At 47.2% G+C, this 22,686-nt stretch carries 26 protein-coding genes and 2 pseudogenes; 23 read left to right on the top strand and 5 right to left on the bottom strand.

All coding sequences use genetic code 11. From position 1 onward, the window contains the following. Window positions 1-53: 53 nt before the first annotated feature. Together RE628_RS24800 and RE628_RS24795 are read right to left on the bottom strand one after the other, a co-directional pair. Window positions 54-1,622 carry a sensor histidine kinase gene (locus RE628_RS24800; RefSeq protein ID WP_309155851.1) on the bottom strand — a complete coding sequence of 523 codons (1,569 nt, stop codon included), beginning with the start codon at window positions 1,620-1,622 and terminating at the stop codon, window positions 54-56. After that, on the bottom strand, window positions 1,606-2,292 hold the full coding sequence (locus RE628_RS24795; protein WP_309155849.1) for a response regulator transcription factor: 687 nt from the start codon (window positions 2,290-2,292) through the stop codon (window positions 1,606-1,608). The genes RE628_RS24800 and RE628_RS24795 overlap by 17 nt, the downstream gene beginning before the upstream one ends. A 309-nt stretch (window positions 2,293-2,601) precedes the next feature. Between RE628_RS24795 and RE628_RS24790 the strand changes: the two genes are divergently transcribed. Next, window positions 2,602-3,534: a manganese-dependent inorganic pyrophosphatase gene (locus RE628_RS24790; RefSeq protein WP_309155847.1), complete on the top strand. Its 933-nt coding sequence runs from the start codon at window positions 2,602-2,604 to the stop codon at window positions 3,532-3,534. 113 nt (window positions 3,535-3,647) lie between these two features. Here the strand turns inward: RE628_RS24790 and RE628_RS24785 are convergent, their stop codons facing one another. The 3 genes from RE628_RS24785 to RE628_RS24775 all read right to left on the bottom strand — a co-directional run bounded on the left by RE628_RS24785 (window position 3,648) and on the right by RE628_RS24775 (window position 5,371). Continuing rightward, window positions 3,648-3,785: a hypothetical protein gene (locus tag RE628_RS24785; protein WP_309155845.1), complete on the bottom strand. Its 138-nt coding sequence runs from the start codon at window positions 3,783-3,785 to the stop codon at window positions 3,648-3,650. Then, entirely contained in the window at window positions 3,782-4,909 is a 1,128-nt protein-coding gene (locus RE628_RS24780; protein ID WP_309155843.1) for an MFS transporter, read from the bottom strand. The genes RE628_RS24785 and RE628_RS24780 overlap by 4 nt, the downstream gene beginning before the upstream one ends. A gap of 159 nt (window positions 4,910-5,068) precedes the next feature. Continuing rightward, window positions 5,069-5,371, bottom strand: coding sequence for a hypothetical protein (locus RE628_RS24775; protein ID WP_309155841.1), 303 nt, complete (start codon window positions 5,369-5,371; stop codon window positions 5,069-5,071). A 182-nt stretch (window positions 5,372-5,553) separates the two neighbouring features. On the opposite strand from RE628_RS24775, the gene RE628_RS24770 reads away from it, so the two are divergent. The 22 genes and pseudogenes from RE628_RS24770 (at window position 5,554) to RE628_RS24665 (ending at window position 22,684) form a co-directional block, all read left to right on the top strand. Next, a complete protein-coding gene (locus RE628_RS24770; protein WP_309155840.1) occupies window positions 5,554-6,294 on the top strand; it encodes an MBL fold metallo-hydrolase in 741 nt (246 codons plus the stop codon). Window position 6,295: 1 nt separating this feature from the next. Then, window positions 6,296-6,871, top strand: a complete 576-nt coding sequence (locus RE628_RS24765) for a TetR/AcrR family transcriptional regulator (protein WP_309155838.1) — start codon at window positions 6,296-6,298, stop codon at window positions 6,869-6,871. A 152-nt stretch (window positions 6,872-7,023) separates the two neighbouring features. Next, a complete protein-coding gene (locus tag RE628_RS29860) occupies window positions 7,024-7,185 on the top strand; it encodes a DUF3886 domain-containing protein (protein WP_375143005.1) in 162 nt (53 codons plus the stop codon). Between the two features lie 123 nt (window positions 7,186-7,308). After that, window positions 7,309-7,890, top strand: coding sequence for a peptide deformylase (gene def, locus RE628_RS24755; RefSeq protein ID WP_309155836.1), 582 nt, complete (start codon window positions 7,309-7,311; stop codon window positions 7,888-7,890). 296 nt (window positions 7,891-8,186) lie between these two features. Continuing rightward, on the top strand, window positions 8,187-8,906 hold the full coding sequence (locus tag RE628_RS24750; RefSeq protein WP_309155834.1) for an ABC transporter ATP-binding protein: 720 nt from the start codon (window positions 8,187-8,189) through the stop codon (window positions 8,904-8,906). Continuing rightward, window positions 8,873-9,139, top strand: coding sequence for a hypothetical protein (locus RE628_RS24745; protein WP_309155832.1), 267 nt, complete (start codon window positions 8,873-8,875; stop codon window positions 9,137-9,139). Before RE628_RS24750 ends, RE628_RS24745 begins: the two co-directional genes overlap by 34 nt. After that, window positions 9,132-11,279, top strand: a complete 2,148-nt coding sequence (locus tag RE628_RS24740; RefSeq protein WP_309155831.1) for an ABC transporter permease/M1 family aminopeptidase — start codon at window positions 9,132-9,134, stop codon at window positions 11,277-11,279. The genes RE628_RS24745 and RE628_RS24740 overlap by 8 nt, the downstream gene beginning before the upstream one ends. After that, entirely contained in the window at window positions 11,255-11,998 is a 744-nt protein-coding gene (locus RE628_RS24735) for a hypothetical protein (RefSeq protein ID WP_309155829.1), read from the top strand. Before RE628_RS24740 ends, RE628_RS24735 begins: the two co-directional genes overlap by 25 nt. Then, a complete protein-coding gene (locus RE628_RS24730) occupies window positions 11,974-12,636 on the top strand; it encodes an RNA polymerase sigma factor (RefSeq protein ID WP_309155828.1) in 663 nt (220 codons plus the stop codon). The genes RE628_RS24735 and RE628_RS24730 overlap by 25 nt, the downstream gene beginning before the upstream one ends. Next, window positions 12,620-13,228 carry a hypothetical protein gene (locus RE628_RS24725; protein ID WP_309155827.1) on the top strand — a complete coding sequence of 203 codons (609 nt, stop codon included), beginning with the start codon at window positions 12,620-12,622 and terminating at the stop codon, window positions 13,226-13,228. Before RE628_RS24730 ends, RE628_RS24725 begins: the two co-directional genes overlap by 17 nt. A 14-nt stretch (window positions 13,229-13,242) precedes the next feature. Next, the gene (locus RE628_RS24720) at window positions 13,243-13,482 is read left to right on the top strand and encodes a hypothetical protein (protein ID WP_309155824.1); all 240 of its coding nucleotides are present in this window, start codon (window positions 13,243-13,245) and stop codon (window positions 13,480-13,482) included. 3 nt (window positions 13,483-13,485) lie between these two features. Next, a pseudogene (locus RE628_RS24715) lies at window positions 13,486-13,584 on the top strand (hypothetical protein); the annotation flags it as partial. 12 nt (window positions 13,585-13,596) lie between these two features. After that, the gene (locus RE628_RS24710; protein ID WP_309155822.1) at window positions 13,597-14,127 is read left to right on the top strand and encodes an ATP-binding cassette domain-containing protein; all 531 of its coding nucleotides are present in this window, start codon (window positions 13,597-13,599) and stop codon (window positions 14,125-14,127) included. Next, window positions 14,117-14,329, top strand: a complete 213-nt coding sequence (locus RE628_RS24705) for a hypothetical protein (protein WP_309155820.1) — start codon at window positions 14,117-14,119, stop codon at window positions 14,327-14,329. Before RE628_RS24710 ends, RE628_RS24705 begins: the two co-directional genes overlap by 11 nt. Window positions 14,330-14,511: 182 nt before the next feature. Next, window positions 14,512-15,804 carry a homocysteine synthase gene (locus tag RE628_RS24700; protein WP_309155818.1) on the top strand — a complete coding sequence of 431 codons (1,293 nt, stop codon included), beginning with the start codon at window positions 14,512-14,514 and terminating at the stop codon, window positions 15,802-15,804. Window positions 15,805-16,024: 220 nt separating this feature from the next. Then, window positions 16,025-16,366 (top strand): cupin domain-containing protein, encoded by a 342-nt coding sequence (locus RE628_RS24695; protein WP_309155817.1) that lies wholly within the window; start codon window positions 16,025-16,027, stop codon window positions 16,364-16,366. Window positions 16,367-16,626: 260 nt separating this feature from the next. After that, window positions 16,627-17,151: a hypothetical protein gene (locus tag RE628_RS24690; RefSeq protein ID WP_309155815.1), complete on the top strand. Its 525-nt coding sequence runs from the start codon at window positions 16,627-16,629 to the stop codon at window positions 17,149-17,151. Further along, complete coding sequence (locus RE628_RS24685; RefSeq protein WP_309155814.1) at window positions 17,148-17,801, top strand: phosphate starvation-inducible protein PhoH; 654 nt, start codon at window positions 17,148-17,150, stop codon at window positions 17,799-17,801. Before RE628_RS24690 ends, RE628_RS24685 begins: the two co-directional genes overlap by 4 nt. Further along, a complete protein-coding gene (locus tag RE628_RS24680; RefSeq protein WP_309155813.1) occupies window positions 17,798-18,403 on the top strand; it encodes a hypothetical protein in 606 nt (201 codons plus the stop codon). The genes RE628_RS24685 and RE628_RS24680 overlap by 4 nt, the downstream gene beginning before the upstream one ends. 66 nt (window positions 18,404-18,469) lie before the next feature. After that, on the top strand, window positions 18,470-20,071 hold the full coding sequence (locus tag RE628_RS24675) for an ABC transporter substrate-binding protein (protein ID WP_309155811.1): 1,602 nt from the start codon (window positions 18,470-18,472) through the stop codon (window positions 20,069-20,071). Window positions 20,072-20,194: 123 nt separating this feature from the next. Beyond that, window positions 20,195-21,358: an ABC transporter permease gene (locus RE628_RS24670; protein ID WP_309155810.1), complete on the top strand. Its 1,164-nt coding sequence runs from the start codon at window positions 20,195-20,197 to the stop codon at window positions 21,356-21,358. Continuing rightward, a pseudogene (locus RE628_RS24665) lies at window positions 21,264-22,684 on the top strand (ATP-binding cassette domain-containing protein). The gene RE628_RS24670 and the pseudogene RE628_RS24665 overlap by 95 nt, the downstream one beginning before the upstream one ends. The last annotated feature ends 2 nt before the right edge of the window (window positions 22,685-22,686 follow it).

The following is a 22,686-nucleotide window of genomic DNA, read 5'->3' as shown; positions in this document are numbered from 1 at the left end:
CCGGGAGCGTTAAGCATTCAATGATGATGCTTAACGCCCCCGGCCTTTATTTCTTATAAGGAAGGAAGGTAGACTTCGAAGGTCGAGCCATGACCCTTCAGGCTTGTTACGCGGATATCCCCGCCATGTGCGGAGATGATCGATTGCGTAATCGATAGCCCTAGTCCGAATCCGCCATGCGTACGTGCGCGGGAAGTGTCACTACGATAGAAACGCTCGAAGATATGGGGCAGATGATCACCGCCAATCCCTGCTCCATTATCCTTGACAGCGATGACTGCATATTTGTTCTGACTGGACAGAGTAATGCTGATCGTACCGCTGACCGGGTCTGTATGTTGGACGGCATTATGGAAGAGATTGAGAACAACCTGTTTGATCTTATCGCTGTCGCACATCGCGTGGAGATGCGGTTCGATCTGGAAGCTGACGGTCCGTTCTCCGGCAAGTATGTGCAGATGAGGCTCCATCTCGGAGATTAGGGCATCCAATGACACATCAGATCGTTGGACGACCGGGGTCCGATCCAGCTTGGCCAGCATCAGCAGATCCTCAACCAGCTTCTTCATCCGTTTCGACTCGCCCAGCATACTGTTCAGGGCAGGATATAGCTGATCGGGCCTTTCGGCTGCGCCGCGCAGCAACACTTCCAGGAAGCCATGAATCGAGGTTAGCGGAGTTCTAAGCTCGTGGGAAGCGTCGGCAATAAAGCGCCTCATCTGTTCTTTGGCCTCTCTCTCCGATTTGAAGGAACACTCAAGGCGTTCCAGCATGCCGTTGAAGGATGAAGCCAAACGGTCAATCTCCGTCTGTCCCAGTGAGGCAGGGAAGCGATGATCGAGGTTTCCTGCGTTGATCTCCTCCACGGTCTTCACCATCTGATCAAGCGGCTTCAAGGTACGCTTGAGTACAGGGAGATAGAGCATGAGGCCGCCAATCATGGCCAATATCGCCAAGGAGATAAATATAGATAACTGGCGTAGTGCCATGGACTTCAGCGGAGCCGCTAATACTCCCAACTGGACAATGTCATTCCAGTCTCCTGGTCCTGAGAGCGGACGGAATACGACCAATTGTTCATTTCCGTTATCGTCCTTGACGATCCTGTACTTACCGGATCGCTCCTCCCTAAGATTATCGCGAATTGACCCATATTGTTCTGAGGATAATTGCGGAGCCGGTAATCCTGATTGCTCAGAGCGGTTAAGGAATCCGCCGTCCGACTTGATAATCGCAAGCGAAGTGTCGGGCAGGAACAGGAACGCTCCGTGCTTATTCTTTCCGAAGGGTGAATTGGGATCCGAGTTGCCCGGATTCATCGGATTCATCGGGCTCGTTGAATTCGTTGAGCTGTTCGGATTTGCAGGCCCAGTAGGATAATTCGGATAGAGCTCTATTTGCTCAAGGATCTCTCTAGGGATACGGAGAATTTGCGCGCCCATCGATTCGGCCTGATTTTTATATAGGAAATCGATCATCAGAACGTACTGCAGTCCTCCTATAAGTATCAGCAGTGCGGCGAGAATGAACAAGGAACGTGATAAGAGCTGAGAACGCAGGGAACGGGGGATACCAAGGTCTTTAATCGGCGAAGGGCACTCATCCTCATGGCAGATCGACACGATAACCGGCGCCGCGGAGTGTGCGGATTAGGCGGTGCTCTTTATCATTCAACTTCTCTCGCAAGGAGCGGATATAGACCTCTACGATATTCTCTTCACCGCCGAAATCATATCCCCACACCTGATCAAGAATCGTCGTCTTACTAAGCACGATACCGTGATTGATAAGTAAATATTTAAGCAGCTCATGCTCGGTAGGCGACAGATCCAGCACCTGTTCCTGATAGATGATTTCCTTCCGGCGGTCATCGATGCGGAACGGACCGTAGGACACTTCACCAAATAGTGCCGGAAATTGATTGCGCAGGCGCGCGCCGATTCGGGCCAGCAGTTCCTCGAAGCTAAAAGGCTTAACAACATAATCATCGGCGCCGATCGTTAGTCCTTTGACGCGATCATCTATTTCATCTTTCGCAGTCAGCATAATAATGGAGACATTGCTAAGCTCCCTTCTTAATAAACGGCAGACTTCCCATCCATCCATCCCGGGCATCATAACGTCAAGCACGACGATATGGGGACGGAAGGTACTAGCCAAATGGACGGCTGTCATTCCATCATGGGCGGTACGAATCTCGAATCCTTCATTGCTGAGCCCAAGCTCGAGGAATTGAATAATATGCGGTTCGTCATCGACCAGCAGTATTTTAATGCCTTTGAGATTTTTCATGAACGCTCCCCCTGTATAAGAAGTAAGACTACTAATTTTATTTTCTATTATCTATGATGAGGCTGAATTTTCCCTGAAATTCGACTTAAATAATTGTAAATTTACAAGATAACAGTTCCATTACACTCTCCATAAATAGTTGCAAAAATACACTTATTTCCTCATTTTATCCGAATAGTTGTATAACTGCAGTTATATTCCCTGTTTAGCGTAAAAAGTGTTCATTTAGTTGCACAAGCTCGCCCTTGATTGTCGATCAGTTTCTGGGATATACTTTTCTAAGCGAATGACGAAAAGGGGAGTTAACAAATGGAAAAAGTATTGATTTTCGGACATAAGAATCCGGATACGGATACAATCTGCTCGGCGATTGCTTATGCGGATCTGAAATCGAAGCTTGGCTGGGATGTCGAAGCAGTTGCTCTCGGTGCTCCAAATGGGGAGACGCAATATGCGCTGGATCGTTTTGGCTTCAAAGCGCCTCGTATTGTCGAGACCGTTGCTAGCGAAGTGAAGGATGTAATTCTGGTTGACCATAATGAACGTCAGCAAAGTGCTTCCGATATCACGGAGGTTCGTGTGGCTGAGGTTATTGACCATCACCGGATCGCTAATTTTGAGACAAGCGGACCTCTGTACTACCGTTGTGAACCAGTAGGTTGTACGGCGACGATCCTGAACAAAATGTACAAGGAGAACGGGATTTCCGTTCCTGCGAACATTGCTGGACTTATGCTGTCGGCGATTATCTCTGACTCGCTTCTGTTCAAATCTCCTACCTGCACTGAGCAGGATGTAGCTGCAGCGCGTGAACTGGCGGAAATCGCCGGTGTTAATCCAGAGGAATATGGCCTGGAAATGCTCAAAGCAGGCGCAGACCTAAGCGATAAGAGCATCCAGCAATTGATTACACTCGACGCTAAGGAATTCGATATGGGTGGATCTAAAGTGGAGATCGCACAAGTTAATGCAGTGGACGTTAATGATGTGCTATCCCGTCAAGCTGAAGTGGAAGCTGAGCTTGGTGCGATTATAGAACGTAAGGGTCTTGATTTGTTCCTGTTCGTCGTAACGGATATCTTGAATAATGATTCCGTAGGTCTTGCTCTTGGTAAAGCGGCTGATGCGGTTGAACAAGCATACAATGTGAAGCTCGAGAACAATACTGCCTTGCTCAAAGGTGTCGTATCTCGTAAATCACAGATTGTTCCTGTACTCACAGATATTTTCAACAAACGTTAATAAAACAAGAAGCAAGCTGACTAAGCACCTTATATATTAAAAGGAGCCCTGATGGCAGTCCGGATTACCGGCCGCATCAGGGCTCTTTATAGTTATATATACGAAGTCAAGTATTATGGGGTCTCTGGAGCAGCTGCCACATTCTCTTCCTTAGGTTTGTGCTTGAATATAGGCACGAGAATAATTGCACCGAGCAGCATGACAATCGCGGAGATTGAGTAAATTCCCGTGAGCGGGAACAGCTTCTTCAATACGCGGCTGTGGACATCATAATGACCATCATTCCGGTGAACAGTGGGCTAAGCACTCCATTAACCCGTCCCACGAAGGATTGCTCAGTCCATTTCAAGATCATCGTATTGATACCGATCTGAATGCAAGGCAGGGTCAGTCCATTGAGGAACTGCAAGGTCAAGGTGAGAGGGATGCTGGTTGACCAGCCGATGCCGAGAATACAAAATGCACTGACGAGCATGCCGAAGGCGAGCAGGATTTGCGGTGCTACTTTTTTCGCAATCACCATGACTAACGCGCCACCTACAAGCATGGCAATACCACTTACCATAAGCAAGAACTGCAGAAACTCCTTCGGCTGGCCTAAGCGTTCAGTAACAACGAACAAGCCAAGCGTCTGAATAATACCTACGGAGAAACCGGCGATAGCAAAAGTAATCCCGAGTACTCGCAAAGTGGTGCTATTCCATACATAGCGGAATCCATCCGCCAGTTCTTGCATAATTTTTGTCTCGCGTTTTCCCTTCTTTTCCTCCTCCATATCTGGTGGAAGGCGGAACAGAACGACAGCCGAGATTAGGAAAGCCACGCCCATTACTCCGATGGAGATATAGATACCAAAATGCTGATAGGCGAAAATTCCGAGCGACGGTCCAAGAACCATAAAGATGGCCATTAAGGACTGGAACAAGGCCATTCCCTGCTGCACCTTTTCAGGATGAATATGCTGCTTGAACATCTTCATAACCGAAGGCTGAGAGAACTGCGATAGAATCGCGGATACGAAGGTTGCTAAGTATACCGTCTCCCAGGATTCGAACTGTAACGTAATTAAGACGGCGAACACAGACAACGCGGATAAGAAGTCGCACCAGATCATCGTTCGCTTCGGCTTCCAGCGATCAGCAAAGGCGCCACCAATAAATCCAAAGACGAAGATAGGGGCAAATTCGACAACTGAGATCAATGAGATCGCTAAGGGATCGCTATTGGTTTTCTCGGTTACGAACATCAGGATGGCGAAGTTTCTGACCCAGATACCGATTTGCAAGAAGATATTCGAGATGAGTACGGTCTGGTAGAACCGATTCTTGAATAAGCTCTCGGAAGCGGCGGGCGAAGCGTGGGCCTCATTTGACATGATTATTTCCTCCAATATGGTTTTCTCTTCTTCTCTACATCTACAGATAAATACACAGCTTCAAGGATAAGGTATTTCTAATCATATGGGAAGGGAAAATTTAAATATAAATTAAATGTATTTGTTAATGTAGATATAGGGAGAGGAGGTTTTATGAAGTTATATGAGCCTGAAGCGCTGCAACTGATCCCACAACTGTTCTTCCTCCAGAATTTCCCGCTGCTTGGGTCCGATCAGATCAAAATGGGGGAAAGGGGACCGATTGTGAATATACCGGGGATCAAGCCCGTGCTTTACACACCAGGCAACGAGCTTATCAGGGTCATTGCAACCGACTTTCGTCACCGTGGTGATACCCGGGAATCTGGCGTCCAGCCAATAGTGTGTGAGATAGGCGATCTCGCCTTGAGAGACAAGCTTCTTCCATGCATCCAGTTCTTCCCTGCGTACTCCAAAAGCCATGTATATCACCTAACTTTCATCTGGTCTTTATAAGCTTGATTCTGACGAAATATTATATCATACGGACGAGAGTGGAGAAAATCAACGGTCAATTCATAGCACAAAAAAGTAATACTTGCATAAACTAATGGTATTAGTTTATATTATGACTAATGGTATTAGTTTATTGGGGAGGTATTTTGATGAAAACGACTCGTATAGATCATTTGATACAGCTATCTTTCATGCCGCGGATATTTCCGGTGAATTGTTATTTGGTGGAGGAACAGGACGGACTCACGCTGATCGATGCTGCTTTGCCATACAGTGTGAAGGAGATAAGCCGGGTGGTTGGCGAGTTTGGCCGACCATTGACTAACATCGTACTGACCCATGCGCACGGAGATCATATAGGTGCTTTGGACGGATTAAAGGAACTCTACCCGGATGCGAGAGTATGTATATCTGCGCGTGACGCAAAGCTGCTACGCGGTGATATTTCTCTTGAGCCGGAGGAACCACAATTCAAGATCCGTGGAAGCGTGCCGAAGGGGATCAAGACGGTTCCGGATGTGCTGCTCGAAGAAGGCAATCGCATTGGTTCACTGCAGGTCGTCTTGACTCCCGGGCACACACCAGGCTCGATCTCGCTGCTAGATACGCGCAGCGGGGCTCTGATCGCCGGCGACGCTTTTCAAGCACGCGGCGGTTTTGCGGTCAGCGGTACGCTGGTACCGCTGTTCCCTTTCCCGGCCATGGCGACCTGGCATAAGGAGAGTGCGCTCGCCAGCGCGCGCAAGGTTGCCAGCTTGAAGCCAGCGCTGCTGGCGGTCGGACATGGCCGAATGATGGTTGAGCCCGCGAATTCCATCGCGCGGGCCATTGCCGAAGCCGAGCGCTCGATCTCGCGCTCGGCCAACTCATCCGCAAAGGAGCGGATGTAGCATGGCGCGCCGAGCGAGAATTACCCGCGAAGCGGTACTGGCGGCCGCGATTCAAATTGCTGATGCTGAGGGCAGCGAGGCGGTAACGATCGCCGCCGTATCCAAAGCGCTAGGGATCAAGCCGCCATCGCTGTACAATCATATCGGCAGTCTGGATGAGCTGCGGACCATGGTGGCCGTACACACGCTGCAGGATTTGTATACGAAGTTGGCTGAGAAGATTCATGGATTATCGGGAAAAGATGCTGTTCTGGCTTTCTCGCATGGCTTCATGAGCTATGCCAGAGAACATCCGGGGCTGTATGAGACAGCGCAGATTCTGCCTAATCCACGAGGAACGGAGCTTGAGCAAGCTAGTGAACAGATCGTTCATCTCAGTCTTGAGATGCTCGGTCCATATCATCTGCCGGAGGAACAGGGTATTCATGTTGTGCGGGGGCTAAGGAGCCTGATTCACGGATTTATTTCTCTGGAGCGGGCTTCTGGCTTTGGTATACCATTGGAGGTTAAGGATAGCTTCGAATATAATCTTCATTTATTGTTCGCCGGATTAGAGGCACAAGTTAATAAAGGTTAGTTGACTTGTGTTTTGACTATATGCTACCGTAGGCTTGAAACAGAGGTGATCAATGATGGCGAAGAAGAAGGCACAGCAACAGCGGGCAGCCAGAACACAAGATAAACCGGCTGACACTAAAGGACCTGCTGAACGATGAGATTCTCTCCAAATTGAAGGCGCAAGCTTCAGAATTGAAGCGGGAAGAAGAGCAACGCAAAGAGGAAGAGCGGATTCAGGTCGAGGAAGCGAAGCGGGCTGAACGTAAGAAGTTAGAAAATAATTTTGAATATTTACTGAATAAGAGTGATATGGACTGGCAGAAGTACAAATAAAAAATAAAATAGGACCATATTATGGAGTAGGGTAGTAGGCGTGAAATGGTCTTTCATAATGAGAGGCACCGCGAGGTGCCTTTTCAAACTGTTACAAGAAGTCGAGGAGGACAAGAGGACAAGATGAGTAAATTTACTAGCGACTATATTATTATGATGGATGACATCATTCGCGAGGGTGATCCCATCCTTAGAACGGTAACTGAACCTGTCAGCGTCCCGCCAACGCAGGAAGATCGCGAAGAGATGGCGTCGATGATGCTGTTCCTGAAGAACAGTCAGGATCCGGAACTGTCGAAGAAATATAAGTTGCGGCCAGGTGTAGGGCTGTCTGCGAACCAGATCGGTTTGAACAAACGGATGTTTGCGGCCCTGCTTACGGATGATCAAGGAAATGACCGTGAGATCGCTCTTTTCAATCCCAAAATCGTGAGCACCTCAGTATCGATGGTCTATTTGCCGGAGAGCGAAGGATGCTTATCGGTAGATCGGGCTGTTCAGGGCTTCGTACCAAGATACGAGAAAGTTACGGTAAGAGCCTATAATGCGGAAGGAAAAGAGGTAAAGCTGCGCTTCAGAGGTTTTGATGCGATTGTGATGCAGCATGAAATAGACCATCTGAATGGCATTATGTTCTACGATCATATCAACAAAGAGAACCCGTTCAAGCTGCCGGAAGGCGTACCGATCGATAGCCTGTACTAAGAGGTTGTTCATTGAAACGTATATTAAGCCGCTAAAACCTGCATTTTTGCAGGTTTTTTTGATTTGGGATGTAATTAAGTAAAATAAGACAATTAAACGATAAATGAGATGACTCAAACCTTTTGAATCGTAGTTTCGTTACATATATAAGAACGATGGATACACCGCGCGGGTCTGTCCAATAGAGGTAGTTCAAAAAGTCCGCTCCTCAGTCCCTAGCTTCATTCAACCTTCCTGGTGCTGAAAACCGGCCTATTTGAACACACGCCAATAACGTAAAAAATGAGGATGAATTCATGATACAAATCAATCACTTATCCAAAAAATATGGCGGAAGCAGGAGAGCACCGCGCGATATGAATATAAAGGATGGGGCCCAAGTATATAACCGTGGAAATTGGGCGCTGCATGATGTGAATTTGACGATTACAGAAGGGATGGTTGGATTGCTTGGTCCGAATGGGGCGGGCAAGTCAACCCTGATGAGAATTCTAGCTACACTATCTACACCAACATCCGGAGAAGTAATGATCAAGGGTGTGCCGCTACATAAAGCAGAGGATATTCGCAGGATGATTGGTTATTTGCCGCAGCAATTCCAAGTTTATCCCCAACTGACTGGCACGGAATTTCTGGATTATGTCGCAGCAATGAAGGGGATCAGTGACAAGAAACAGCGTAAGATGGAGATTGATAAGCTAATGGAGCAAGTGAATCTTCAGGATAAGGCACGCAAGAAGATACGCACTTATTCCGGTGGGATGAAGCGCAGGCTCGGTATCGCCCAGGCCTTGATAGGTTCACCACAGGTGCTTATCGTTGACGAGCCGACGGCTGGTCTTGACCCGGAAGAGCGGGTGCGATTCCGTAATTTGCTTACTAGGTTTAGCCTGGGACGTGTCGTACTGCTGTCCACACATATCGTTGCAGATATTGAGAGTAATTGCCGCCAGATCGCCGTGCTAGACCAGGGAGAGTACGTATGTCGGGTGAATTGGCCGATTTGCAGTCCTTAGGACAAGGCAAGGTATGGGAAGGTGTATTGACCGAACAGGATTACGCGATGCTAGACCCATTGTCCGTAGTCTCAACGCGCCGGACGGAGGAAGGAATGCTGTGTAAGATTATTGCTGATATGCCTAACGTGAATTCCAATATGAAGCTGGTTAACCCGACATTGGAGGATGGGTACTTAGCTTTGCTCCGTGATGAGGCTTTGGGGCGGAGAGGGGTATTTACTGATGCATAAATGGCTGCGTCAATTCCGCTTTGAGTTAGGCATGATTCTGCGCCGTCCACCTATACTTGCCATGCCTTTTCTATTTGGTGCACTTCTCTGGTGGAGCCTAAGCAGAATCAAGCCTGCGGATCATTTCTTCTCCGACTCCTACAACTACTATTCGCTGATCCATACCATGTCCCTGGGGCTTGTCATGCTAATTGGGATTCTGACGATCCGTAGGGATGTAAGGCGATCTTCCTATGAATGGAGTGCCGGATTACCAGTATCCTATGGAACGATTATCTCAGCAAAATATATGGCCGGATTGCTCTATTTTACAAGCTTTACCGTTCTGGCCAGTGGGATCTATTTCTGGCTCTCTACCCAGCGTGTTACAGCTGAGATCACGATGCAATCTACGATGTTCTTCACCACGAGCTTTGAAATGTCTTATGCGGTAACCTTAGCACTTGCCATGCTGCTGGCGATTTGCATTCCCAACCGAATCGTCTATTTAATTGGCTTCTGTGCATGGATGTTCGGCACCTTCTTCATGGAAATGTTTATTTTGGAGCGGTACAGTCTGGATATACTACGTACTTTTCACTTAAGCCAATTATTCGTAAGCAGTGGGAATTATGCGGATACATGGGGACTTGTTCTAACAAAGGACGAGCTGCGAAGTTCCCACTTGTTCGTCCTTGCCTTCACGGTATTGATGCTCGTTATCGGAGTAACCGTGCTGCAACAGCTGCGCCCAAGCAAGCACCGTAGACGAACATGGGGATTAGGTATTTGCTCGGTTATGCTGGCAGCAGCAGCATTTATCCCTTATGCGATGATCTGGCAAGAACGATATACGATGGATAAGAAGAGATTAGCGGACCCTTCTTTGTATAAGATAGAAGATATTCAATACGATAGACAACCTAAGATATATGGAATCAAGACCTATAACATTTATTTGCAGAAGCTAAAGGATGATACCTTGCAGGCTGAAGTAACCATGAACATACCAGCCGATGATCTGATCGGAAAAACAGAGATATCTTTGACACTGAACCGTATGTTCAAGATTAACCATGTTAGTGTTAACGGTCAGGAAGTGGCAACCAAGCGGCAAGGGGAGAAGCTAAGTCTTGAATTGTCCCAAGTAGTGACAGGTCCGCTCACGGTCGAGATGGACTATTCAGGGAAGGTCATGGATTATTCGAAGACCTTCCGTGGCACGGGAAGATACTATGCTTTTGTTAAGGGAGAAAATGTTTTTCTACCCGGTTATCTCGCGTGGTACCCACTACCCGAGGATCAGCCGATTTATTTAAGGGATAATAAAAGTATTGAGCTGGGAGCGGTATATACGAATATAGGCTTCCCTAGTGCGGATTTCAAACTGACCGTCAGTGGATTCGAGGCGCCCATCTATACGAGTCTGAAGGAAGTAACACGTGAAGCTGGTGAGCAGATTTATTCCGGTGAAGTCCATGATGGCGTTACCTTATTTGGAGGCGGATTGGAGGAGCTGGAACCCAATGCAACCCCACTGCATGTCGTGTATACTCCGTACAACAAATTATGGACAGAGCAGACCGTACAGAAGATCAATGAACTGGACCAATACTTTAGATCATGGCTGCCTACTGATGCACAGAAGGTAAAGCAATTGCTCTATATCCCGAATCAGAATTTCGCTATTAATAGTGATATTGAGAATAACGCTGTTGTGCTGAACTATATTAGTGTGGACCAGAACTATATGTCAGAGATATTAATGAACAAGATGTTGCTTGGTACAAGGCAGGGTAGTTATCTGATCGAAAATGTCCAGAATGACATACGTCTCCAGCTTCGGGCGCTCATATGGTATGTGTATTATTACGAGAATGGGTTATTCAATAACGGCAATATTAACGGGTACATGTTATCCGAGTTATATGCAAATGACTGGTCCAATGATAAGAATCAAATTGGGGTACACATGCGCAAACAGGTAGATGAAGCACTGAAGGCGGGGAAGAACGATCAGGTCAAAAGATTGCTGAAACACTTCTATGACCAGGGACTGGAGATTCCTGAATTGGACCAAGAAGATTCCGCGGTGGAACGTAACCGCCCGATCCCTTATTCGGCATGGGAGGATCAGTGGAAGAAGGTGATAGGCGAATGAGAATGGCGCTTAAATACTTCTGTCGCGGTTCCCGTTTTGACTGGAGGCTGCAAAAACAGCCTGTCGCCTTATTATCGATTTTTCTGTTGATTTCCTATTTGTTAGGGATTGTAACCGGTCAGCCCGATAAGCCACGGGCGGTAAATTACATTGCTGAGATGGGAATGTTCCCGCTCACGATCATGTTTACGATCCTAATGTTCCAGCATGAAATTGGCGGCGGGGGAATGGAGATAATCTCCACTTATCCCGTATCACTACGGCTTATTGCCGTGCGTAAATGGTTGAATGCGGTACTGCTATCCGTGCTGGCCAGTCTGCTGTGGATGATAGTCTATCTATTCAAGTATGGAGAGATAAGCACGAGAATGTATTATTGGAGCGGAACAAAAGATGCATTCCGCACGGTAAGCATGCCGGAACTGTTGATGCAAGTTCTACCTGCCTACCTGCTGCTGACCACGTTGACTCTGGCGGGGATTATCGTCTTTCGCAGCATATATGGAGGGTTAATTGCTGGCTTTGCACTTTGGATATTAGATACGATTAGCGGCGGTCGGCTGTTATCATCATTCACGCTGTACACAGCTTACTTGCCGCAAGAGGCTTCCTTTCCGACCAATCGGTCGGTCCTGCTGCTTGTCTCAGCTCTGTTGCTGGGTATAGCAATTTGGCTCATCGGTTATCGGGAGAGATGGATCGGGAGAGAAGAAGAGTAGAGGAAGAAGAGGGGAAAGAAATGATATCCGATCAACAATTGGCACAGCAAATGGCCGAAGGAGATCAGGAAGCATTCGAGCTGCTGGTGACACGATATCATGGCCCGCTGCTTAGCTATGTTGCACAGCAGCTTAAGGATCGAAATAAGGCGGAAGATATCGTCCAAGAGACGTTCATTCGCTTAATCCGGCATTTACAGAGATATGGCGAGGTGGAGCAACTGCGTCCCTGGCTATACAAGGTAGCTCTTAATTTATGCCGGGACTACTGGCGTACCGCTTCTTACCGATCTGAGCAGACGGCTACTATAGAGATGCGGGAGGAGGCTGACCCTTCTCCTGGGGCTGATGAGCTTTTAGAGAAGCAGGAACAGGCCAAGGTTGTTGTCGAATCGTTGGAATGGTTACCTGAGATCCAACAAGAGGTTGTTCGCATGCGTTTCTTTCATGACCTCAAGTTGCAGGAGATTGCTGAGTTGCTGGACATTCCGCTCAGCATTGTCAAATCGCATCTATACGGTGCGCTGCGCAAATTAAAGCGAGTGCTTGCCAAGCGTGATGAGATTCATATATCGGAATTTAGAGAACCTGAGAAGAAACAAGAAAGAGAGGTGCTTCAGCATGAGATCTTCCATTGACCAGGAATTGAAGCAATTGGAGCAGGAGCTGTCTGAGCCGCTACGCCAAGCGGTTATGCCGGCGCCTTCCCTAGCAGAGACAGCGGCCCTGATTGCTGCCCTGCAGCCGGAATTCGATGCACTGAGAGCTAGTCAGGCCAAGTCCCTGCAGTTCAATACGCAAGTAGAAGAGCCCTCCCTATGGAGACTGTTGCGCAGCCAGTTCCTGATGAACTGGAAGACGCTTGTACTAACAGGATCAGCCGTATTTCTGATGCTAATTCTACTGGTGGACCCAAAGCGTCCTCTGAGTAACTTTATTCTTGGTGATCTTATGCCAACCAGTCTGTTTCCTGTGATTACACCGCTTCTACTTATCGCCTGCATGCTGTTCAGCTACCGTTCCTGGAACCCAGGGATGCGAGCCGTAGAGAGCATAACCCCATATCCACCGGCTTTGGTACTGTATAGCAGGATGCTGATGGTCATGGGGCTCATCCTAAGCTGGGCTCTGATTAGTTCAGCGATTGTGGGTATCCGTATTTCTGTGGTCGGGAGTATTATATCCCGTTTATTCCGTTTTTACTGCAGTGGCTTGGAATTTCCCTGCTGATCGGCGGGATTGCCATGTATGTGTTATTTCGTAGAGGGATTAAGATGGGGGTCATTTGCGCTAGTTCGGTCTACGTGATCTGGTTCATATTCAATGAGAATGTCTATGGCCACCATTTCAGAATGGAATATGGGGCTGCGCTTGACGGGTTAATGCTACTCATAGGGTTGATATTATTAGTTCGTTCCTATTACCGTAGTAGAATCATCCAGTCTGGAGCAAGCGGGAGTTATGGTACCTATGATTACGATTGAGAGATTAGATCAGCAGGTCGGGATTTCTCTCTTCGCATTCATGAATTACGGATTACCCGGGGGATTACCTTACTCGTTGGGGCGAATGGAGCAGGTAAATCGACGCTACTGGAATTGCTGGCGACGGTGCAGCTACCACGAGGTGGTAATATTCAATACGATGGACGTTCCGCCAAGGAGACCCTTCCTCTGTTACGTAGTCAAATTGGCTATGTCCCTACCGATATCGAACTGTATCAAGATATGACGGTATACAAGCTACTCAAGTACTTGGGAGAGCTTAAGGGAATGTACCACCTTGAACAGATAGAAGCTTTAATTGAGGATTTCCGATTGTCTACATTTCGTAATACGCGCATCAAGCGCTTGTCCGCAGGAGTACAACGACGGATTGCTATCGCCCAATCTTTGCTGGCCTCACCGCAATTTCTCTTTCTGGATGAACCGCTGAATGGCATGGATTCCGCAGAGCGCAAGCTTGCCATTGCTTATTTGAATAAATACGCAGAGGGACGGACAATAATAGCTGCGGTTCATGAGCTTGGTGAATGGGAAGCGGCCGCCGACCGGCTGACTCTGGCTGGATCACGGTCAGGCTGGATTTTACGGGAATCGAGAGAGTTGGTTATCCAATTTGCCATTTAAAGTATGGCAGGGCCGGATAACAAAGGAACAGTTCCAGTTATATTTCACGACAGACCGCAGCATTATAGAGTTCCGCGAGCTAGGTGACGGGATGATGACCTTGCGGATTGTAGCCGCAGAAGCGCCGTTTTACGGCTGGGATGAGGTTCCACCAACGATGGAGGATGCTTATTTCATTCGCAAATTTACTCGAAGTAAGTGAGAACAGAATCCAGTTTAATTTTTGTCTTAATAACAAGGGCTGCCGGTAATCGGCAGCCTTTTTAATAATTCAGATAAAAATTATCGGATTTATAGTTTTCAAATGAGGCATTATGTGAGAAAATATGAAAAACATTTTATGCGATTGTTTTTAATCTCGTACTTAAAAAAGGAGGAATTTCCATGTCTGATGAGCGTAAATTTGCACCTGAAACTCTGGCGATTCATGCCGGGCAAGAACTTGATCCAACAACTTATTCCCGGGCAGTACCTCTGTACCAAACTACTTCCTACGGGTTCCGTGATACGGAGCACGCTGCGAATCTGTTCGGTCTGAAGGAATTCGGCAATATCTATACCCGTATTATGAACCCGACGAATGATGTATTCGAGAAGCGTGTAGCTGAGCTAGAGGGCGGCGTTGGCGCATTGTCTACGGCATCGGGTCAAGCGGCGATTACATTCTCGATCTTGAACATCGCAGGTGCTGGAGATGAAATTGTATCGTCTACGACTCTATATGGTGGTACCTATAATCTGTTCTCTACCACGCTAGCCAAGCTGGGTATCAAAGTGAAGTTCGTCGATGCTTCCAATCCGGAGAACTTCCGCGCGGCGATTACGGATAAGACCAAGGCACTGTATGCCGAGACTCTTGGCAATCCGAAATGTGATGTGCTAGATATCGAAGCTGTAGCTGCAATCGCTCATGAGAATGGGATTCCATTGATCGTGGATAACACTTTCCCAAGTCCGTATCTGCTTCGTCCTATCGATTTCGGCGCGGACATTGTCGTACATTCGGCTACGAAATTTATCGGTGGCCATGGTACTTCAATTGGCGGAGTTATCGTAGACAGTGGTAAATTCGACTGGAAAGCGAGCGGCAAGTTCCCAGGCCTGACCGAGCCAGACCCAAGCTACCACGGCATTGTTTATGCTGAAGCGCTCGGACCAGTTGCATATATTACCAAGGCTCGTGTACAATTGCTGCGCGATCTCGGCGCATCCTTATCACCATTTAATGCGTGGCTGCTGCTGCAAGGATTGGAGACGCTGCACCTGCGCGTAGAGCGCCACAGTCAGAATGCGCTGAAGGTAGCACAGTTCCTCGAAGCCCATGAACAAGTAGAATGGGTCAGCTATCCTGGCCTGCCTAGTCATGAATCCTATGAACTGGCACAGAAGTATCTGCCTAAGGGGCAGGGCGCGATCATGACTTTCGGAATCAAGGGTGGCGTGGAAGCTGGTAAGAAATTGATCGATAGTGTGAAGCTGTTCTCCCACTTGGCTAATGTCGGCGATTCTAAGTCCTTGATTATCCATCCGGCCAGTACGACGCATCAGCAGCTGACAGAGGAAGAGCAGGCGGGTGCCGGCGTTACTCCAGGGCTTATTCGCGTATCGATTGGTACCGAATCCATTGACGATATTCTTTATGATTTGGAGCAGGCGATTGCCGCAAGTCAGAACTAATCTTATATAATTTCTATAAAATAAAACAAAGCCGCTATCGGATTCTCAGGTAGCGGCTTGTTTTATATTCTCAGCATGGATAACTTTATATCGTGAAACTCCTGACTTGTTACATATATGTCAAAAAAGATGTGTATGGAATCACAATCTTTGCTTTGTTTGCGGCCTACGATAGAGAGGAGAAGATCTCTTATACACATCTGGACAGGAGTGAACGAGTATGGAAAAAATCGCGTTAAAAGAACGTATTGAATATAACAATGAGAAATTTACGAAAAGGATCGTATTCAAGGATCAGCAAAGCCTTATATTTATGCTGAACTTTATGCCTGGACAGCAGCTTCCTGCCCATCGTCATCCGGGAGCGGTCGTGTATTTGACGGTTCTGCAAGGAGAGGGTATTGTCACGACAGACGGACAGGATACGGCTGTCTCGGAAGGCGATGTCGTCCGCTGCGAGGGGGATGAAGTCTTTTCCTTCCGCTGCACAGGGTCCAAGCCTACAAGTCTTTACGTCTTGCTTAACTCGATTCCAGACGAAAGATACGCCCAAGAAATATGATGTAAGAGGTTAGGATAAGTCTTAGTCTATGTATATACGATATAACCATGAAAACGGGGATGCTGTGAGCATCTCCGTTTTTTGTTAATCGCAGTACATAGGTCTATCCCACAATATACGCGATCCCAATAGCATTCAAAAGGCACAGTAAGTGAAAATTGACAGATATGTGAACTAAATATATTGATATTGATAATCATTCTCAATTAAATTATGATAGTTATGATTTTAAATATATTGCTGAGAAGGGGAGCGCTTCTATGTCAGTCATTCAGATTCGTGATCATAATGAAATGATAGAGATTCATTTTTCAGAAGTTCGCAAATATCATGGCAGTGCTGCTTTGATGGCTTTGGCTGTTGGCTTTAGAGTTTTGCAAGTTGCTTTTGCTGAATTATACCGGGATGGAATTCCAGATCGAAAGGATATATTCATCTTATCGGGGCATGGCGGACCAGGATTTCGCGATGTATATGAGTTCGTTACCCGGGCAGTGACTCGCCAAGCCTACAAGGTGGACACAAATTATCCGCGGGGCCAGTACGATCCATATCGTTCCCAATCATACTCTTTTGTGATTTCAAATCAGGAGGGGGCTGCTGTCGAAGTCACGCTTAAGGAAGATTTTCTTCCACCCATTTTTTATGAGTATTTGAAGAAGGGGCGCGAAGGTTCGATGACAGAATCCGAACATGAGGCAAATAAACTTTTAAAAGAAAAATGCTGCAAGCGTGCGCTGGAGTTGCCTCTGCATGAGCTGCTGTACATAAGGAGGCTCCAATGAACGATAACCATTTGAAACATCCAGCTGATCTACTACTACTGAATTCTGGAACTTATTTTAGTACCCAGACCGCGACTGCGCTCCAGCAGGACCTTGGTATTTCTGTGTTGGATATGTATCGTTTGCCGGATTATGACTTATCCATTCATAAATTTCTGGTTATCGATAATTATGTGGACCAGGAGTTAATGAGCTGGCAAAGCGCTCAGGTCAGGGAATTCCTCGATCAAGGGAAAATATTAGTGTTCAGCGGGAATTTATTTTCCTCGTGGCTTCCGGGAGGCTCGCAATTTGTTCCCAAGACGATTCGGAATCATCGCGATTATACCGTCACTGTAGTCAAGCCGCATTCCATTTTTGCAGGGGTAGACCCGGATGATTTGACCTATAACAAAGGAGTATCCGGATTTTTTGCCCGTGGACATCATCCACTTCCGCCGCATGCGGAAGTGTTGCTGACATTACCAGGCGGTGAACCTATCACTTATATTGATCGGAACAGCACGAAAGGAACGATACTAGTTCATTCTGGTAATAATTTGCTTGGTTATTCACACTCGAGGAATACATCCGGTAGGATAGGCGCTCAATTATTAAGTTGGCTATATGAAGAGTATGAGCAAATGATAACAAGGAGTTCAGGGATATGAGGAAAATAGCGGTGCTATACAGCGGGAATTCTCACCAATACCGCACATTTAAATCATCTGAGTTTAGCCGGTTTATACATCAAGTGATTTATTTGCCTGAATTGCTGCAAACCTCACTCGAAGGGATCGATGTTCTGATCGTCCCTTCGCAGCTTAACCAGACGCAGGTGACAGAATCACTCGAACATATTACAAAATTTCTGGACGACGGGGGCACGGTTGTTGCTTTAGGGGCCCAGTCGCAAGATTGGTTCCCCAATCATCATTGGGAATTCAGGCCGACTAACTTCTGGTGGTGGCTGGAGCGGGATGCAAGAAGCGGTCTTATGATGACGAAGCCGGATCATGATCTGTTTCGGTACATCAGCCTGGAGGACGCAACATGGCATTACCATGGCGTTTTTTTTCCGCCTCAAGGCGCCGAGACGTTAATTGCCGTTGAGAATGATGGGGCGATATTTTATATCGATAAAGTAAGTACGGCGGGGACGCTCATTATGACCACTTTAGATCCTGAATATCACTATGGATCGTATTTCATGCCGGCAACGGAGCGGTTTTTGAATGGGTTTTTGCCCTGGCTGACGGAAGGGAAAATCTAATAAAATCATTTGGGGAAATCACAGAATGTTATCTCGTATCAAGATCCCGGTCATCTTAACCATATTATGTTTTGCATTTTTATTATCAGCTTGCGGCAGCAGCAACAATACCTCTGTATCTTCAGGAGAAAGGGAAGCTCTACGCCTCAGACTACGGCTTCCAAACCAGATTTGGCTACGGATCAGACGGAGCTTGTTCGCATCGCCTGGAGCGATAGTGGATATCCGTCCCCGTTTGCCTTCTCTTCAACGGGCCCTGGCGGGTTTCTTCACAATTCTTTTCTGTTTGATACATTAACCTGGAAGGATGCGTCCGGGATTATTCCATGGCTTGCCAAGTCCTGGAGCGTGTCCGAAGACGGACTTACCTATACGTTTAAGCTGGAGCAAGGCGTGAAATGGCATGATGGACAACCATTTACCGCTGAAGACGTAGCATTCAGCTTCAATTATTACAAGACCCACCCATTCAACTGGACGGGAGACATTGGACAAATCGAATCTGTTACACAAACGGGAGATGATACCGTCATCTTCAAGCTGAAAAATAAGTACGCGCCATTCTTAAGCGACCTGGTAGGGATTGTGCCTATCATTCCAAAACATGTATGGGAGCATGTGGACAAGCCCATTGAATACCGTGCTCCTGATGCGTTGGTAGGAACAGGTCCTTACACTTTGAAGCAATATGACGAGAAGTCCGGGCAATATTTGTTTGAGGCCAATCCCGATTATTTCAAGGGCAAGGTAAAAATAAATGAGATTCAATACTTGAACGTGGCCAACAAAGCACTAGCCTTGCAAAATAATGAAATTGACGGTGGCCTTACGATGAGTTATCCGGAAGTTGAAGATTTGCAGAAGCAAGGCTTTGAATCAATCAAGAGTGAGCCGACTGGAAGCGCGCTGCGCATCACGTTTAATCTGGAGCATCCACAGCTTAGCGATAAACGTCTCCGTCAAGCTATCGCTTATGCCTTGAACCGCTCAGAGATGGCCAGCAAGCTGACTGGCGGCGATCCTATAGTAGGAAATGCGGGAATTATCCCTCCTGATTCGCCTTGGTATAATCCGTCTGTGAAGCAATATGAATTCAATCCAGACAAAGCGAACCAGATGCTCGATGAACTAGGCTATTCCAAAAATTCTTCGGGAATCCGAGAGTCGCTGAAGCTGAATGTCATGGTATCCTCCACCTCGCAGGAAGCGTTGATTATGCAGGAGATGCTCAAAAAGGTTGGAATTCAGCTCAATATCCAGCAGGTTGATCCAGCCGCCTTCACGGCCGCTATGGGTGAGAATAAATATGATATGGCGATTACGGGGCATATTGGACTTAGCGGAGATCCTGATTATTTACGGCTATGGTTCCTAGGAGAAGCAAGCAATGCCTACGCGGCACGCGGTAAAACCTGGAACAATGCCGAATTCCAGAAGCTGGCCGTCGAGCAAATGCAGGAGCTTGATACCGATAAACGAAAAGAGCTGGTCGCAAGAATGCAGGATATATTGGCGGATGAACTGCCTACTCTAGTGTTGTATCATCGCCCGTTCTACTATATGTATAATCCAAAAGTATATAACGGTTGGTCTAACACGTACGGAGGCATCGCTGACGGAATTCCGCTATGGGACAATAAGGTGTTCTTGATCAATGTCAACAAGTAAACATCTCTACACCTACCTTGGAGTGCTTGTGTTTGTGCTTTTGCTTAATTTCTGGCTCCCTCGGCTGCTGCCGGGGGACCGGCTGATTTCCTGACTGGAGGCTCCGAGGACGGTTCGATATTTGTGTCGGAAGTACAAAGAGAAGCGATGCTTAATTATTATCACTTGAACGATTCATTATGGGAGCAATTTCTTTCTTATATAAAAGGCATTGCTACACTGGATTTTGGCTTATCTATCACGTATAAGGCGCCTGTATTTGACGTGATCCTTGTCCGTTTACCATGGACGCTGGGGATTGTCGGGGCGGCAACCTTACTTTCGATTGTACTTGGGATGATCTTTGGTTTGATCTCTGCCTGGCGGTATCCAGGCAAAATAGATCGCGGTTTATTTCTATCCATGCTGGGAGTCAGCGCAATTCCGGAATTTATTATTGGAATGGTATTGCTGATTTTACTCGCGGTAAACTTCAAATGGTTTCCTCTAGGCGGGGCGGAGACTGCTTTTTTGAGGTCGGAACAGTGGTTTGATCACGTATGGGATCTTGTCAGGCATATGATTCTGCCGGTGATTACTCTTACGCTAAGTAGTCTCGCCAGTATGTATCTGCTTATGCGCAATGAAGCCATACGTATACGCAATGAAGCGTTCGTCGAGTTTGCAGCGGCCAAAGGGATCGGCGGACGTGCTGTATTGATGCGTCACATCGCTCGCAATAGCGCTCTCCCTCTGTTGACTATGATTGCTATACGGATAGGCAGTTTGCTTGCTGGATCGGTACTCGTTGAGACGGTATTCTCTTATCCGGGCATTGGTAAGCTGCTTCAGGAGGCTATTTTGGCACGGGACTATCCGTTATTGCATGGCTTATTTTTAATGCTGACTGTGTTTGTACTGTTGCTAAATTTGCTTGCCGAGCTGATCTATCCTTATCTCGATCCACGTATCCGTGTGGCACATAGGGGGAGCCTTCATGAGATTAGCGCAAAAGTTTGGCCTATGTTGTCTAGGCTTGTTTATTCTGACAGCAATATTCGGGCCGATGATTGCCCACGATTCGCCCTTCTCTATAGACGGGGAAAGATTGATGGCCCCTTCCGCCGCGCATTGGCTTGGGACCAATACCATCGGACAGGATCTGTTTACCCAATTTGTATATGGAGCAAGGACGACCTTGTTTATTGGTACGATGGTAACCTTGATCAGTACGTTTCTAAGCACTATTTTAGGGTTGCTCGCGGGTTACTCTTCCCGGATGGATACCGTTCTAAATGCCGTTGCTAATATGCTTATGGTGCTTCCTTCCTTACTGTTGATTTTGATTGTGGCTTCCTTTACGGGTGGAGGAACATGGCAGTTGATTTTCACATTGGGCCTGTTGACCTGGCCGGGATATATGAAGCTTATAAGAGCTTCCGTCTTGTCACTTAAGGAACGTGAATTCGTAAAGGCGGCGCAGCTCTATCAAGCGGGAAGATTATATGTCATACGCAAGCATTTGCTGCCATTTATTTGGCCGCTTATTCGGACCAAGATGATCGTGTCTTTCAAAACGGCGGTAGCGATGGAGGCCAGCCTATCTTTTCTGGGAATCGGTAATCCGAATGTTCCTTCATGGGGAAAAATGCTGCAGAATGCCTTTTCGCAAAGTGAGACATTTATGTCTGCTTCATGGCAGTGGACGGTTCTTCCTCCGACGTTGGCCATTTTAGTAGTTACTATTGCGCTCGCTTTGCTTGGAGAAGCCAGCATAGTTGGGTCGGGAGCGCCGGAGGTATCGTTACGCAAGAAGAAAAGCATTGTTCCAACAGCCTTGGAGATCCGGGGAACTGATGGCGATGCTGTAGAAGGAAGCACAGCTATTTCTGCTAAAAATTTGAGCGTCTGCTATGGTGAACGTACCGTGATCTATCCGATTTCCTTTGAGGTCCCGTCAGGGAAAATCACGGCTTTGATCGGTGAGTCCGGATCCGGTAAAACCACGTTGGCCCGTACCTTATATGGATTAATGCCCGCGGAAGCAGTGGCAGGAGAAGCTGTCGTTGCCGGCAAACCTGTATATCACGGAGAAGAAGGGGCCTCATTGCAGCGCTGGCTGGATGCCGCATTTATATTTCAGGACCCAAGGTCTAGCTTCGATCCGCTGCTAACCATCGGTACTCAATTTTATGAAGCGATGCTGCTGCACAAGACGATGGAAGAAAAAGAGAATCAGCAGCAAAAGCTTTGAGTGAAGTTCATCTGGATGAGCAGGTTCTGAGGCAATATCCGCATGAATTAAGCGGAGGTATGCTAAGTCGTGCTTTAATTGCGCTGGCTCTGGTGAATCACCCGAAGGTGTTGATCGCCGATGAACCTACGGGAGCGCTTGATCCGATTACCAAGCATGAAGTGCTGGGCCTGTTGTCCCGGAAAGTACGAGAGCATCGGATGACCCTATTGTTCATTACGCATGATATTTCCGCGGCCCTTCATATGGCGGACGAGATTATCCTTTTAAGGGAGGGCCGGATCGAGGATGAAGGGAAGAAGCTTCAGTATTTAAAGCGGTATGGACAGTCTAATAAACCATCGGGACAAGAGCGGCCTGTACTGGCAAAGGAGTGGTAAAG

This window comes from Paenibacillus sp. D2_2, assembly GCF_031199965.1.
Taxonomy (GTDB): Bacteria; Bacillota; Bacilli; order Paenibacillales; family Paenibacillaceae; genus Fontibacillus.
Note: the sequence above shows the minus strand (reverse complement) of the source record. Positions and strands in the feature narration are given on the sequence as shown.

Bases quoted from the DNA above. Each gene is read 5' to 3' on its own strand.
- RE628_RS24795 (WP_309155849.1), bottom strand. From the start codon at position 2,292: ATGAAAAATCTCAAAGGCATTAAAATACTGCTGGTCGATGACGAACCG.
- RE628_RS24790 (WP_309155847.1), top strand. From the start codon at position 2,602: ATGGAAAAAGTATTGATTTTCGGACATAAGAATCCGGATACGGATACA.
- RE628_RS24780 (WP_309155843.1), bottom strand. From the start codon at position 4,909: ATGTCAAATGAGGCCCACGCTTCGCCCGCCGCTTCCGAGAGCTTATTC.
- RE628_RS24775 (WP_309155841.1), bottom strand. From the start codon at position 5,371: ATGGCTTTTGGAGTACGCAGGGAAGAACTGGATGCATGGAAGAAGCTT.
- RE628_RS24770 (WP_309155840.1), top strand. From the start codon at position 5,554: ATGAAAACGACTCGTATAGATCATTTGATACAGCTATCTTTCATGCCG.
- RE628_RS24765 (WP_309155838.1), top strand. From the start codon at position 6,296: ATGGCGCGCCGAGCGAGAATTACCCGCGAAGCGGTACTGGCGGCCGCG.
- def (WP_309155836.1), top strand. From the start codon at position 7,309: ATGAGTAAATTTACTAGCGACTATATTATTATGATGGATGACATCATT.
- RE628_RS24750 (WP_309155834.1), top strand. From the start codon at position 8,187: ATGATACAAATCAATCACTTATCCAAAAAATATGGCGGAAGCAGGAGA.
- RE628_RS24745 (WP_309155832.1), top strand. From the start codon at position 8,873: ATGTCGGGTGAATTGGCCGATTTGCAGTCCTTAGGACAAGGCAAGGTA.
- RE628_RS24740 (WP_309155831.1), top strand. From the start codon at position 9,132: ATGCATAAATGGCTGCGTCAATTCCGCTTTGAGTTAGGCATGATTCTG.
- RE628_RS24730 (WP_309155828.1), top strand. From the start codon at position 11,974: ATGGATCGGGAGAGAAGAAGAGTAGAGGAAGAAGAGGGGAAAGAAATG.
- RE628_RS24725 (WP_309155827.1), top strand. From the start codon at position 12,620: ATGAGATCTTCCATTGACCAGGAATTGAAGCAATTGGAGCAGGAGCTG.
- RE628_RS24720 (WP_309155824.1), top strand. From the start codon at position 13,243: ATGTATGTGTTATTTCGTAGAGGGATTAAGATGGGGGTCATTTGCGCT.
- RE628_RS24700 (WP_309155818.1), top strand. From the start codon at position 14,512: ATGTCTGATGAGCGTAAATTTGCACCTGAAACTCTGGCGATTCATGCC.
- RE628_RS24695 (WP_309155817.1), top strand. From the start codon at position 16,025: ATGGAAAAAATCGCGTTAAAAGAACGTATTGAATATAACAATGAGAAA.
- RE628_RS24690 (WP_309155815.1), top strand. From the start codon at position 16,627: ATGTCAGTCATTCAGATTCGTGATCATAATGAAATGATAGAGATTCAT.
- RE628_RS24685 (WP_309155814.1), top strand. From the start codon at position 17,148: ATGAACGATAACCATTTGAAACATCCAGCTGATCTACTACTACTGAAT.
- RE628_RS24680 (WP_309155813.1), top strand. From the start codon at position 17,798: ATGAGGAAAATAGCGGTGCTATACAGCGGGAATTCTCACCAATACCGC.
- RE628_RS24675 (WP_309155811.1), top strand. From the start codon at position 18,470: ATGTTTTGCATTTTTATTATCAGCTTGCGGCAGCAGCAACAATACCTC.